The sequence below is a fragment of the Ochrobactrum sp. A-1 genome (assembly GCF_022488005.1).
Taxonomy (GTDB): Bacteria; Pseudomonadota; Alphaproteobacteria; order Rhizobiales; family Rhizobiaceae; genus Brucella.
In genome coordinates this window covers 842,044-855,183 of record NZ_JAKVQC010000007.1, presented here as the reverse complement: position 1 = coordinate 855,183, position 13,140 = coordinate 842,044, and the positions used below count along the sequence as shown (strand labels likewise).

The following is a 13,140-nucleotide window of genomic DNA, read 5'->3' as shown; positions in this document are numbered from 1 at the left end:
TCATGTCTAAGTCAACTCTCTATATCGAAACGACCGCACGTCATCTGACTTCAGCCCTGAAACTGGCTGGCAAGGTAGTTGAGCGCCGCAATTCTATCCCGGTGCTTTCCATGGTTCTATTCGAGGCCGGGCGCTTGTTCGCCACCGATCTTGATATGGAAATCAGCATCGCATTGCCAGTAACGCAATCTCGCGGAACGGCTGCGCTCGATTATAGCTCGCTTTTCAATCTGGTCAGTCATCTGCCGAAGGACGAAATTGTCAAGGTTGAGGTCAACGATCAGCGGGCCACAGTATCGTTTGAAAACGGGAAATATGAAATCCCGGCGTTGCCAGCTTCTGACTTTCCGCGTCTTTCAATCGGTGAATGGAACACTATCAGCATCGACGGTGACGATCTGAAGAAGGGTATGCAGTTTATCCAGTCGTTCATTTCGACCGAGGAAACACGCTATTACCTCAATGGCATCTGTCTGGATGGGAAAAATGCCGTAGCTACCGATGGGCACCGCCTTGGATGCTACCCACTGAAGTCTGATTTCGAGAAAGCGAAGCGCGTTATCATACCGCGCAAGGTTGTTTCGATCATGTGCGGGCTTCCTGCGCCTAAAACCTTTTCGATTTCCGATAGACCCGCCATCCGTTTCTATTTTGACGGTATCACGATCATTTCTAAGGCTATTGATGGCACTTTCCCAGATTGGCCGCGTGTCGTGCCAGCCTATGAACCAGATGCCATCAAGTCGGTAACGTTTGACCGTGAAACGGTTCGTCGGGCTGTTGGGCGTGTCGCTTCAGTGCTTGGCAGCAGGGAGGTTCAACACGGCTGTTTTGCCTTCGCCAGTAATAAGATTGTCCTGAAGCGCAATCATTCGGAAGTGTCGGGCAGCGAATGTATTTCAGCAGAAACCGCGTCTGAATTGTCGCTTGGCCTGAACCTTGGCTATCTATCGGCGCTTCTTCGCGCAATTCCTTCCAGTGAGAAAATCACATTGCTGGCGAAGGATTGCGGATCGCCAATGAAGTTCATGGTGCCGGGCCGCGATGAATACGTGGTGCTGATGCCTGCGCGTGTTGATGACCGGGTGACCACTGCCGCATTGCTGGAAGCCAAAGCCGGAGGGTTGGCATAATGACCCGGCGCGATATCATTGAACAAAAGATCATGGAGCGGGTCAAAATTGACCCGTCTTCCGGTTGCTGGAACTGGACCGGCCCCACGTCCGGTTCTTCCGGTCGCGGTCATTCGTACCCCCGCATGAGCCTTGATGGGCAGACGGTTGCTGTGCATCGCGTCATGTTCACCAACGTGCATGGCTATGTGCCGGGCCGAAAACAAATCGACCATCTTTGCAAAAATCGCTGCTGCGTGAACCCTGATCATTTGGAAATGGTCACGCAGAAGACGAATTGCGCAAGAAGGGATGGCCGCGCATGATCGAGCTTCGCTATTATCAGAATGACGCTATTGAAGCGGCAATGGATTATTGGCGCGATGGCGGCGGTAATCCCCTTATTGATCTGGCGACCGGCACCGGGAAAAGTGTTGTCATTGGCAAGATGATACAGGACTTGCTCACCCAATATCCTGACATGCGCGTCCTGATGCTGACGCACGTCAAGGAACTGGTGCAGCAAAATTTCATGGCGCTGAAGCGGGTTTGGCCCGACAGTCATGCAGGCATTTACAGTGCAGGTCTGAACCGTCGCGATGTGCATCACCGCATTACGTTCGCCTCTATCCAGTCGGTTTTCAAGAAAGCATCCGCGCTTGGTCGCCGCGATCTGGTCTGCATTGATGAGGCCCATCTTGTTCCAATGTCCGGCGTCGGAATGTACCGCCGCCTTTTGGATGATCTGCATGCAATTCAACCTGACGCGCGCGTAATAGGTTTCACCGCAACACCGTACCGGCTCGATAGTGGGCGGCTCGATGAAGGTTCGACGCGTATTTTTGATAAGGTGGTTTACACGTACGGTATTGCGCAAGGCATTGATGACGGCTTTCTGTCACCGCTTCGCTCGCCTGCGACTGCCATTGAAATCGACGTGTCCAAGGTCGAGCGCCGGGGCGGTGAGTTTGTTCCTGCGTCTCTGGAAATCGCTTCAGATGCAGTGACCGCCGAGGCTGTGGCCGAAATTTGCCAGTTTGGACAGAACCGCCGCGCGTGGCTCGTATTCTGCACCGGCATCAAACATGCGATCAACGTTCGCGATGCGATCCGGGCGGCGGGTTTCTCATGTGAGACTGTCACGGGTGCCACGCCAACCGGCGAGCGCGACAGCATTATTCGACGGTTCCGCAATGGTGAAATCCGCGCGCTGACAAATGCAAACGTTCTGACTACCGGCTTCGACGTTCCGCATGTTGATTTGGTCGCGATGTTGCGCCCCACGCTATCGACAAGCCTTTATGTCCAGATCGTCGGGCGTGGCACTCGAAAGGCTCACGGCAAGGAAGATTGTCTAATTCTGGACTTCGCAGGCAATATTCGCCGCCACGGTCCAGTTGATGCCGTGTCTGTGCTTCCGAAGGGTGGAGACAATGCCAAGGGCAAGGTTTCCGTCACTGACGTTCGGGCGAAGGAATGTCCCGGCTGCAACGAGCTTGTTGCGCTCAATGTGTTTGAATGCAAGTTTTGTGGCCACCAGTGGCCGCGCGACGAAAGACCAAAGCATGATGCTCATGCAGATAAGGGCGTAGGCATTTTATCAACGGAGGCCGTGCCGCCTACAATGCTGCCGGTCGTGGACTGGAAGATTGAACGCTATGAAAAATTCGGTTCCCGCGACAGCGTGCGCGTCACCTTTCTTGCTGGTCTGAATTCATATCCTGAGTGGCTGGCGTTCGAACACGGCGGCAGTGCAACGCAGCGGGCGCAACAGTGGTGGATTTTGCATGGCGGTCAGACGCCTTTCCCGAAGACGACAGATGAAGCTTTAAGCCGATCTGGGGAACTCACTCGGCCTGACACGATCAGCGTCAAGCCGCGCGCCGGAACGAAGTTTCATGACATTGTGCATCGAAACTTTCCGCGTAGGCAGATCGAGGCAGCAGAATGAGCTTTGTTGACCGAACTGAACCCGGCGTCTGCGCCGTCTGCGCCCGCCGAGAAAAAGGCATTGGCTTCACCGACAACCCAAGCCGGAACCATCCTATCATGTGGCTGTGTGATGACCCCGAATGCATCACCATTGCACAAGGAACCTATTCGATGAGACAGGACAACTTTGACCGTATCGAAAGCCTCGCAGCAGGCAAGGGCGGTCAGAAAGCCGGTGCGTTCCTTGAGGAAATCGGCAAAACTGATCTGCAATCGCTTACCGTTGATGAGTGGCACGAATTCTGCCGCCGCATGATTGCCGGCTATCGTGTCTCGCTGAAGGAAGAACTCAAAAACGAGGCACCTTTCTGATGATCGCTGCAAAGGAACATAATCTCGAAACCGCGCTGAAGCTGGCGGCATCCGGTCTGTCTGTGTTCCCATGCTTTGCAGGTGGGGAGCAGGCAAAGAGGCCAATGCCGTTCATCAAATGGCGTGATGTTTCCACGACAGACGTTATGCAAATCAGACAGTGGTGGGCCAAATGGCCCGGCGCTGCAATTGGTCTCGATTTGGCGAAGTGTGGCTTTGTCGTTATCGACTGCGACCGCCACGATGCTGACGCTGACGGCGTGGAAGCGTTCGGCCAACTGGCCGCTGACCATTCGCATGATATTGACGCATCGCCCTTGGTCGCCACACCGAAGGAGGGGAGCCACGTTTATTTCCGTCAGCCAGACGGCAAGAGCTATGGCAATGCTCGCGGCACGCTGCCTGCCGGTGTAGATGTTCGCGGCGCTGGCGGCTATGTCATAGCGCCCGGCACAGTCATGGAGGATGGAAGGGCGTATGAGTTATTCGGCAATCTGTCGGCGGCTCCCGTTCTTCCGCAATGGGTGGCTGACATTATCGATACCGGCGAGGAACAGCCAAAGGCGCAGCCGGTCCCGGTTCCGCGAGAAGCGCATAGCGATGCCCGCGTGAATGCATATTGTGAAGCTGCTATAGCTGCCGAGATTTCAAAGGTTGAGAACGCAGCGAAGGGCGGTCGCAATAACACCTTGAACGAAGCCGCCTTCGCCCTCGGTCAGCTTGTCGGCGCTGGCTGGAAGTCAGAGGCCGAGATTGCGGGCCTGCTCATGAACGCGGCGGCTGCATGTGGCCTGAACCCTGTCGAAAGCCGCAAGACGGTCCAGTCAGGCATTCGGGCGGGTGCAAAAGAACCGCGGCAACTGCCGCCGAGCGAAGGGCCGGAACTGGAAGCGCCTGAAGAACTGGCGCGCATTAACGCCATGATCCTTGCCGCATGGGAAAAGCAGCAGAGGGAGAAAGAGGGCACGCGGCAGATTGTCGAGCAACAGGACGGAACGATTGCTGACGCTGAAACCGGTGAAATCATCGAAACTCCGAGCCTGCCAGTTCAGGCAGAGGGCGGAATTGATTATCCACCTGGACTAGTTGGCGATATTGCGCGCTGGATTGTCGAGACTTCCCGCCGTCCGCAGCCAGAGCTTGCCATAGGCGCAGCGCTAGCTATTGTCGGCACTGTGGCTGGCCGTCAGTTTGCCGGGCCGACGCGATCCGGTACGCATTTATATGTGCTTGGCCTTGCCCCGACCGGAAAAGGCAAAGACCATCCCTTGCAGCAGATATCCCGCATCATGAGTGCGGCTAGCCTTGGCCATCATATCGGCCCGTCAGAATTCATTTCCATGCCTGCCGTTGTCAACTTTCTGACCCGCAAGCCTCTCTCAATCTGCCCGATGGATGAATTCGGCGGCTTTATGAAGCGCATCAATTCCCGGCGCGCAAGCGGGTTCGAAAGCTCGATATCGAAGGTTTTGCGCACCATGTGGTCATCTTCCTTCGCGCCGTATCTGACGCCAGAGTGGGCTAGCAAGCCGAGCGAGACCATACATTCGCCATCCATCACCATTTTTGGCGCTTCGACGCCAGAGCAGTTTTATTCGGCCATGGAGGGGGCGAGCCTTGAGGATGGAACGCTGAACCGCTTTCTTCTCATGTCAGGCCGTTCCAGCGTCAGCGAACGCGACCCATTGCAGGATGCTGCCGTAGTCCCGACCGACATTATAGATCGCCTGCGCCGCATCTATTTCCGGTCTGGCGAATTGGCATCCGCGATCCGCAATGATCCGAATGCAGACCCTTCAACCTCTAACCAGCTTCGCTTGCTGCCGTGGTGTCCAGATGGGGCGCAAACCAGATATGGTGAGTTTTCCCGCGAGATTGAACGTCTGATGGATAAGGATGTGGAGGCGAGCGCGTTCTATGCCCGTACCGTCGAAATGTCGCTTCGTATTGCCACCATCGTTGCAATCGGGCGGCTGGATGATGAGCAGGTTCGCCGGGTTGATATGGAATTCGGTATCGAGGTTGCGCACCAGTCCGCACGGTTCATGGCTTCCGGCGCTGCCGATTACATGGCCGACAATGAGAACCAAGCGAACGCGCAGCGTATCATGCGGGCGATCAAGGGCCGCAAGGGCCGGGCCAGCTATCGTGAGCTTGCTCGATCCCTTCAGAATTCAATTCGTTCTCGCGACCTACGGGATATTTTGCAGATGTTGTGCGATGCGGGACAGTTAGAGCGACAAGAGGTCAAGCCACCACAGGGCGGGCATCCCGTCCTATGGTTTCAGATCGGCAAATGACCCGCTCAGGCGGGTTTTTTGTTGTTTCCTGTTTCTCTCAAGCAGCGCCACGCAACCGAGATTTTACAGCATCAGCTAAATAGGCTGATCTGCTTTGTCCGCGTCTGGATGCGTCTCTATCAACCGAGTCCAGCAAGTTTTCATCTATAGACACGTTGATGCGTACCGATTTCCCCGGAGGGTCAAACGGAACAAGGGCCAACACGCCATCGTGTAAATCGTCGGACAAGCTGGCATCGTCTCTGATTTCAGCAATGGTCCGCAGCATCGGTAGAGGGTCTTTATCTTCTACCATACCTTCAACGTGAAAATTTAATGCCTCTGTACCGCGTCGAATGGCTTCTTCTTCAGATCGCCCAGCGGCAATGCAACCGGGGAAGTCTGGAAAGGAAATGCCGTACTGGCCGTTTTCTTCGTGAATGATTGCGTAAGCTATGGGCACGTCATGCGCTCCTTTTGTTTGGCCGGGACTTACCAGTCCCAACCCGCTTGTATGAATACCGACTTCAAAGTTTTTGTCGGAAATTCCTTCGCTCCCATGTCAACAGTCACCTTTCCTTTTTTGGTTGGGTGAGCGTATTGAACATGATCGCCGGGTCCTTTGCGCTTAATCACCCATCCGTCATCGCGAAGCATCTTAACGACTTCGCGGGGCGTGAGAGGTGTTCGCTTCGGGCTCATATTGTGATCCTTGTTTAATATACACACTTATACACAATACACAACATTGTGTAAAGAGAAAAATTCAATTCGAACCGTCAACCGAAGGGTAATGCCACTTGTATGTTTTTTGGTGACGCTCGTTTTTTTATGGGGTGACGCATGGACGCTTGGTGTGACGCTTGTAAGTACAAAAAATATAATAAAAACAATTAATTAATATCAAGTGTCAATAGTCAACTGAAATTATAAGTCGGTTTTTTGTAGGGGGATATTAGGTAGTATATATAGTATGGTTGACATATGGACACTCGCTATATGTAGTTGCTTCGGCCTTTGAAATCGCATATATTGTGTTTGCCATGCTGTGGCTTTTCCTTCAGGTCCGCCAAACCGAGGAAGCCACATGAAGACCATCACCGTGATAACTACACAGGACGGCCATTATCTGGCCCGTTGTTTGTCGTCTGGCGCTGTTGCCAGCGGTAAGACGCATAGTGCTGCTCTGGAAAATGTTCGCCGCCTGTCTCAAAACGGGGAGGGCGAATAATGGGCAATGATCTAATTCTAAGCCCGGCATATTTCTGGTTTCCGGGGAATATCTATAATCAGGCGATGACGCCTCAACCTGCGCAGTATGACAGCGTACGCTTTTGTGCGTCTCAGTCTGCCAGCTTGCCGGTTACCGTTGATGAGCTTCTCCGGTTGCTTTCAGTGCCCGCAACCAATCCCCTTTTCATTCTGTCGATCTGCGTTTCATTGGTGGCGATTGCAATAGGTGTGGCGTTCGCTGCCATCGAATGGGGGCGGTCATGACCATTCATTGCAAACAGGATCGTGACCGCATTCGCCAACATGCAGTGCGTCAGCGCAAGGATAACGAGCGCATAGCGAACCTTGCCCGTCGCCTTGTCAAAGAATGTCAGCAGGGACGTGCGGCATCTGCCTGCATGATCGATCTGACCAAGATCGTGAAGGGCTGACACCATGGCTCCGTTTCACGTCTATTCATCACGTAACAAGAAGGGCGGTAAGCCGCATCCTGTTGTCTTTCGTCGCAAGGATCGAGCATTGACCATGTGGTGGGAGTATCGAACCGCCGCAGAGATTGCCGAGGAACTGGATATCTCGATTGAGACAGTCCGCCGCTATATCCGCAGTGGACGTAAAGCAGGCGATCCGCGCGCAACCCGAACACGTCCAGCAAAGCGCATTATGGCGGCTGAAGCCCGGCGGAGAAACATCATCGAATTGAAAACGCGAGGTCTGGAAGTGAAGGAGATAGCCAAGGCGCTATCGATCCACCCCCGGCTTGTGCAAATGAGGCTGAAGGAGGCGGCATATGTCTAATGTTGGTAGGCCATCAAAGTATAAACCAGCATACTGTGACCTTGTGATTGAACATATGAGCGAAGGGGCAAGCCTGACCAGCTTTGCCGCAGAAATCGGGGTTGCACGGTCATCCATCAATGAATGGATGGAAAATCACGCAGAATTTTCGGAAGCCGTAAAAATAGGCAAAGCGAAATGCGCTGCATGGTGGGAAAAGGTTGGCCGGTCTAACGCTATCACCGGTGACGGTAATGCCACTCTGGTTATTTTTGGGTTGAAAAACATGGGAGCGGAAGATTGGCGAGACAAGGTTGATCATAGCCATTCTGGCACGCTTGACGTAACGACAAAAGAACAGAGGGATGCAGCCGTTGCAGCAGCAATCCGCGCTGACCGCTGAGGATTTCGCATTCTCACGCCTGATATCGTACGCCGCCTACCAGTGGCCGGGATATCGCGATGCTGCACATCACAGGCTTATTGCGCGGCATCTTGAAGCCGTCGAGCGGGGGGATATAACCCGCCTCATGATTACGATGCCGCCGCGTCATGGTAAATCTATGCTGGCGTCTGAGTTCTTCCCAGCATGGTATCTGGGGCGCAACCCTGACCATTATGTGGTGACGGCTACATATGCGCAAGAACTCGCAGACGATTTCGGGCGAAAGGTTAAAAACCAGATCGAGGATACGGCCTTTCAGTCGATATTCCCCGGTGTCGGTCTTGCTGGCGACAGTAAGAGCGCCAAACGCTTTCATATCGAAGGTCAGGGTGATGGTGGATATGAACACAGTTTGAGGCAGAAGGGCGCGTTCTATGCCGTAGGTGTGGGTGGCCCTCTGACTGGTCGTGGCGCTCACTTGCTGTTGATTGATGATCCGGTAAAAAACCGCGAGGACGCAGAAAGCGAGGTCATCCGCAAGAAAACCAAGGATTGGTATACTTCAACGGCCTATACTCGCTTAATGCCGGGTGGACGCATTGTCATTATCCAAACGCGATGGCATGAGGACGATTTGACCGGCTGGCTTCTTGCCGATCATCAGCACGAGGGTTGGGTTAGACTTGATCTGCCTGCGATCAATGAAGCGGGTGAAGCACTTTGGCAGGAGCAATACCCGGTAGAGGCATTGGAGCGCATTAAGCGGGCGCTCCCCCCGCGCGACTGGTCAGCGCTGTATCAGCAGCGGCCAACCCCGGAAGAAGGGGCATATTTCAAGGAGGCGTGGCTTCACAAATATGACAAGGCCCCGCCGCTTGCCACAATGCGAATTTACGGCGCATCCGACTATGCTGTTACAGCAAATGGTGGCGATTACACTGTTCATATCGTCGTCGGCGTCGATCCTGAAGGGCGTTTATGGTTACTCGATCTATGGCGAGGGCAAACGACATCTGACAAATGGGTTGAAGCATGGTGCGATATCGTTCTGAAATGGAAGCCCTCGCAATGGGGCGAGGAAAGCGGCCAAATCAACGCTGGTGTGGGACCGTTTCTGACGAAGCGCGCGAGAGAGCGCAAAGCATACACATGGCGGCGACAAATACCGTCACGACATGACAAGGCTATTCGTGCACGCGCCATTCAGGGGCGAATGGCTATGGATGGTTTGATGGTGCCCGCTGATGCGCCTTGGTTGTCTGATTTCATTTCTGAACTCGTTTCTTTCCCAAGCGGCAAGCACGACGATCAGGTAGACGCATTGAGCCTTTTCGGACAGCTTCTTGATATGATCCAGTCAGGCAAAGACAAACAGGAAGAAAAACCGAAGCCGAAAGAGCTTGTCTATCAGGTCGGCCCGACCGGCCTAATTCAAGGCAATATGAGCGTGAAAGAAGCGGTCGAGGCCATGGTTAAGCGAAGAAGGCAGAGAGAGTAGGCAAGTCCCTCTCTCTTTCGCGGTGCAATTTATAGCCTGCGAGCATGGAACAGAACCCGACCGCACAGCCTGAATTGACCGGTGAACAGTTGCTCGAAAAGGGCAATAAATGGCTTGAGCGTATCAAGGCGGCGGAAAGCCGCGAAGATGACTGGCGTAAGGATGCCGAGGCGGCGGAAAAGACCTATGCTTGCGATCCGAAGGCGAGACACGGCAAGCTGTACGATTTCAACATTCTGCATTCGAATGTGGAAACGATTGTTCCAGCGATTTACAATTCCACGCCAGTGCCGGACGTGCGCCGACGCTTCACGCTTGCGATAGGTGAACCACCGCAGCCACCACAGCCGCAGCCGGGGCCGGACGGCCAGCCAGCGCAGCCAGACCCGCAGGCGATGGAGCTATTCAAGGCGGAAATGCAGAAGTGGCAGGCGAAGCTAGCGTCTGATCAGGCTGCAAAAGATTTCGGCACCATGATCGAGCGGACGATTACCGTTCTGATCGATGACAACCGGCTTGATAAAGAAGTCGAGAGCGTTTCTCAGGATAGCTTTTTGGGCGGTCGTGGTGTCATACGTTTGGCGTTTGAAGCCACGTTCATTCCTCAGCCCGTCGCCGGAGAAGATGGCCAACCCGCTGTTGATGAGGACGGCGAGGCAGTCACGGAAGACAAGGCCACCGGTGAAACTATCGATTTTCAGGCATGGTCATGGCGTGATTTCCGCATGGGCAAGGCCAAGCGCTGGAAGGATGTTCCGTGGATTGCCTTCCGCCACTGCATGCCACGCGAGGACCTTGAAGATTTTCGCGATGCTGATTTGTATTCATCGCAGGCGCAGGCGACTGATAGCGCCGACGATGACGAAGACGATATTCAGGTTTGGGAAATCTGGGACAAGCGCACAAAACAGGTCTGGTTTATCGACGCGAATAGCGGTCGAGTGCAAAAGATCAGTGAAGACCCGCTTGGATTGCCCGGCTTCTTCCCGACGCCAGAAATTGTCCAGCCTATTACGCTCACCGGCAATATGACGCCGGTTTGCCCTTTTACGGTCTACAAGAAGCTTGCCGACGAACTGGACCTTTGCACCAAGCGCATCAATGCTATCATGAAGGGCCTGAAGGTTCGCGGCATTATCCTTGGCAGTGCCGAGGATATCAAGCGGCTGGCCGACGCTGGCGACAACGAGCTTATTCCTGTTTCTGACGTGGAACAGGTTGTGCAGACGGCGGGGCTTGAAAAGGCGATTGCATGGTGGCCGATCCAGCAAGCGATTGCCGTCCTTCAGCAGCTTTACCAGCAGCGCGGTGAGATTAAGGCCGCTATTTACGAGATTACCGGCATTTCCGATATTGTACGCGGTGCATCGAATGCGAATGAAACCCTTGGTGCGCAGCAGATCAAGACGCAATGGGGATCGCTTCGTATCCAGAAGATGCAGCGAATGATTGAACGCCTTGTGCGCGATGTTTTCGGGATGATGGCTGATATCATCATCACCAAGTTTTCGCCGGAAACGTTGCAGGAAATTACGGGCATCGAGATTACCCCGGATATCATGCAGCTTATGAGCCAGCCGGTTTCGTCGTCTTACCGCGTTGATGTTGAGAGCGATAGCACCGTCAAGGCTGACATGAGCCGTATCAAGGGTGAAATGTCCGAATTCCTGCAAGGTACGGCTCAATTCTTCAACGTCATGGCTCCGGTCATCGGTCAGGCCCCGGAAATGGCCGAACCCATGTCAGAAATCTATGCATCGTTCGCGCGTGCCTTCCACCTTGGCAAGCAGGCCGAGGACGCGATTGACCGCATGTCGCAGGGCGCGAAGGATGCTGCGAAGCAAGACAAACCCGATCCAGCACAGGAAGCCGCGCAGAAGAAGCTTGAGCTTGAGGCAAAGAAGCTGGAACTTGATTTCCAGAAGGCCCAGACCGAGTTGCAGATTAAGCAAGCTGAACTGCAACTGAAGATGCGCGAGCTTGGCATCAAGGAACAGGAAGTGCAGCAGAACGGGCAATTCCGGGCCGCTGAACTCTCCCTTGAGGCGCAGCAGGGCAGGCCGGTTCTAGTAGGTGCTTAATCAAATCCCTCTTTCTTTCGCACGAATAATCCGAGGCTGTGACTGTCTTTAAAGGAGGCAGTTTTGGGCGCGTACGTCTGGCGAAATGGTGCATTTGTAGACAAGCAGACCGGTGAGGCGATGCATAAGCCTTTTGCTGGTCAGGTTTGTATGCCGACCGTCATTTCAGACATTCCGGAATATCGCTCCCCAATCGACGGCAAACCTATCACTTCGCGTTCCGCGCGCCGTGAAGACCTGAAGCGCAATAACTGCGTGGAATATGAGCCGTCCCTGTCTCCGACAAAAGGAAAGATCAGAAACAAGGCCTTTGCCGACAAACGCGGACTGAAGGTTTCAGAGGAATTCCTATGACTGTCGAAAACGCACAAATTTCATCCCCCCAGATCGAGAGCGCAGCGCCACCGGTCGAGCAGGCCAATATTGGCGGCGAAGGCGGCGAGCTTTCCGAAGATGACGCTATGGGCGCAATCTTCGACCGCCTGTCTGCTGAAGGCATTCAGGATCGCGGCGAGGACGGCAAGTTCAAAGCCAAGCCCGGTGAAGGTGGGGAAGAAGGCCAAGCTTCGCTGGAAGGCGAGGAAGGGGCCGAGGTTGAGCAGCCGGGTTCGACAGCCGAGCAATTTACTTCGGCCCCTGCACATATGCCGCAGGCCATCAAAGACCAGTGGGCCAATCTGACACCGGAAGCACAGAAGGCAATCGCCGCCCATCAGGCGGAAATTGATCGGAAGTTTGGCGAGTATGGCCGGTTCATGGGCGAAAACAAGCCTGTGATTGACCGTTTGGCCACGGCCCGGCAGCAAATGCCCGAACTATTCGACGGTATGACGCCGGAACAGCTTGCGCAGGGTGCGCTTGAGCTTGGAGCCGTACAGGTCAACCTCAATCGCGACCCAGTGGGCACAATCCTACAGATCGCGCAGACATATGGTGTCCTTGGTGGCGTGGCGCAGGCCCTGACAGGCCAGCAGCCGACCGGGGATCAGCAATTGGTGCATGGGTTGCAAAGAGAGATAGCGAGCCTGAAAGGCCAGCTTCAATCCCTTGGTGATCCGGCAGCAATAGACATGCATATCAATGCCACGTTGGCGCAGAAGGACGCCGAGAGGATCATAGGCGATTTTGCCAAGAGCAAGCCGCACTATGCTGAAGTCGAGGCCAGCCTTCCAGCGTTCATAGACGTTGCATTGAAGACCAAGCCGGGTTCGTCCCTGCCGGACGTACTTGAGGCCGCATATGACATGGCAGTCAACGCAATACCGGAAGTCAGGGAAAAGATACGAGCATCCGAAGCTGAGGCAACAGCCAGAGCGACGGTAGCCAAGTCGGACCCGAAGCGGACCGAGGCAGCGCGGAAAGCCGCATCCATCAACGTGAAATCAAACTCGAACGGTCGCGATAAGCCAAGGAGCGAAGAAGAAGCCATGGCAGATGCGTATGACCGCGCGATGAATAGCTAACAGGAAAA

Annotated in this window: 15 protein-coding genes; 12 read left to right on the top strand and 3 right to left on the bottom strand. The window is 54.4% G+C overall.

Features of this window, described 5'->3' with window-relative positions:
• Positions 1-2: 2 nt before the first annotated feature.
• The 5 genes from dnaN to MKS82_RS21915 all read left to right on the top strand — a co-directional run bounded on the left by dnaN (position 3) and on the right by MKS82_RS21915 (position 5,716).
• Complete coding sequence (dnaN, locus tag MKS82_RS21935) at positions 3-1,133, top strand: DNA polymerase III subunit beta (RefSeq protein WP_240579240.1); 1,131 nt, start codon at positions 3-5, stop codon at positions 1,131-1,133.
• The gene (locus MKS82_RS21930; RefSeq protein WP_240579500.1) at positions 1,130-1,438 is read left to right on the top strand and encodes an HNH endonuclease signature motif containing protein; all 309 of its coding nucleotides are present in this window, start codon (positions 1,130-1,132) and stop codon (positions 1,436-1,438) included. The genes dnaN and MKS82_RS21930 overlap by 4 nt, the downstream gene beginning before the upstream one ends.
• Positions 1,435-3,063: a DEAD/DEAH box helicase gene (locus tag MKS82_RS21925; protein WP_240579239.1), complete on the top strand. Its 1,629-nt coding sequence runs from the start codon at positions 1,435-1,437 to the stop codon at positions 3,061-3,063. The genes MKS82_RS21930 and MKS82_RS21925 overlap by 4 nt, the downstream gene beginning before the upstream one ends.
• A 152-nt stretch (positions 3,064-3,215) precedes the next feature.
• Entirely contained in the window at positions 3,216-3,416 is a 201-nt protein-coding gene (locus MKS82_RS21920) for a DUF6511 domain-containing protein (protein ID WP_151647241.1), read from the top strand.
• Positions 3,416-5,716, top strand: a complete 2,301-nt coding sequence (locus MKS82_RS21915) for a bifunctional DNA primase/polymerase (RefSeq protein ID WP_240579238.1) — start codon at positions 3,416-3,418, stop codon at positions 5,714-5,716. Before MKS82_RS21920 ends, MKS82_RS21915 begins: the two co-directional genes overlap by 1 nt.
• A gap of 37 nt (positions 5,717-5,753) precedes the next feature.
• On the opposite strand, the gene MKS82_RS21910 is transcribed toward MKS82_RS21915, so the two are convergent.
• Together MKS82_RS21910 and MKS82_RS21905 are read right to left on the bottom strand one after the other, a co-directional pair.
• On the bottom strand, positions 5,754-6,158 hold the full coding sequence (locus MKS82_RS21910; protein WP_240579237.1) for a type II toxin-antitoxin system HicB family antitoxin: 405 nt from the start codon (positions 6,156-6,158) through the stop codon (positions 5,754-5,756).
• Between the two features lie 29 nt (positions 6,159-6,187).
• The gene (locus MKS82_RS21905; RefSeq protein ID WP_276313421.1) at positions 6,188-6,397 is read right to left on the bottom strand and encodes a type II toxin-antitoxin system HicA family toxin; all 210 of its coding nucleotides are present in this window, start codon (positions 6,395-6,397) and stop codon (positions 6,188-6,190) included.
• Between the two features lie 385 nt (positions 6,398-6,782).
• Between MKS82_RS21905 and MKS82_RS21900 the strand changes: the two genes are divergently transcribed.
• Positions 6,783-6,926, top strand: coding sequence for a hypothetical protein (locus MKS82_RS21900; RefSeq protein WP_240579236.1), 144 nt, complete (start codon positions 6,783-6,785; stop codon positions 6,924-6,926).
• 112 nt (positions 6,927-7,038) lie between these two features.
• On the opposite strand, the gene MKS82_RS21895 is transcribed toward MKS82_RS21900, so the two are convergent.
• Positions 7,039-7,365 (bottom strand): hypothetical protein, encoded by a 327-nt coding sequence (locus MKS82_RS21895; RefSeq protein WP_240579235.1) that lies wholly within the window; start codon positions 7,363-7,365, stop codon positions 7,039-7,041.
• Between MKS82_RS21895 and MKS82_RS21890 the strand changes: the two genes are divergently transcribed.
• From MKS82_RS21890 to MKS82_RS21865, 6 genes are all read left to right on the top strand, one after another.
• Positions 7,364-7,726: an HTH domain-containing protein gene (locus MKS82_RS21890; RefSeq protein WP_240579234.1), complete on the top strand. Its 363-nt coding sequence runs from the start codon at positions 7,364-7,366 to the stop codon at positions 7,724-7,726. The two genes, MKS82_RS21895 and MKS82_RS21890, sit on opposite strands and share 2 nt — an antisense overlap.
• 55 nt (positions 7,727-7,781) lie before the next feature.
• Positions 7,782-8,108, top strand: a complete 327-nt coding sequence (locus tag MKS82_RS21885) for a DNA-packaging protein (RefSeq protein WP_240579233.1) — start codon at positions 7,782-7,784, stop codon at positions 8,106-8,108.
• On the top strand, positions 8,071-9,588 hold the full coding sequence (terL, locus tag MKS82_RS21880; protein ID WP_445558092.1) for a phage terminase large subunit: 1,518 nt from the start codon (positions 8,071-8,073) through the stop codon (positions 9,586-9,588). Before MKS82_RS21885 ends, terL begins: the two co-directional genes overlap by 38 nt.
• 44 nt (positions 9,589-9,632) lie before the next feature.
• On the top strand, positions 9,633-11,669 hold the full coding sequence (locus MKS82_RS21875) for an OmpH family outer membrane protein (protein WP_240579231.1): 2,037 nt from the start codon (positions 9,633-9,635) through the stop codon (positions 11,667-11,669).
• A gap of 63 nt (positions 11,670-11,732) precedes the next feature.
• A complete protein-coding gene (locus MKS82_RS21870; protein ID WP_176588862.1) occupies positions 11,733-12,023 on the top strand; it encodes a hypothetical protein in 291 nt (96 codons plus the stop codon).
• Complete coding sequence (locus MKS82_RS21865; protein ID WP_240579230.1) at positions 12,020-13,132, top strand: hypothetical protein; 1,113 nt, start codon at positions 12,020-12,022, stop codon at positions 13,130-13,132. The genes MKS82_RS21870 and MKS82_RS21865 overlap by 4 nt, the downstream gene beginning before the upstream one ends.
• The last annotated feature ends 8 nt before the right edge of the window (positions 13,133-13,140 follow it).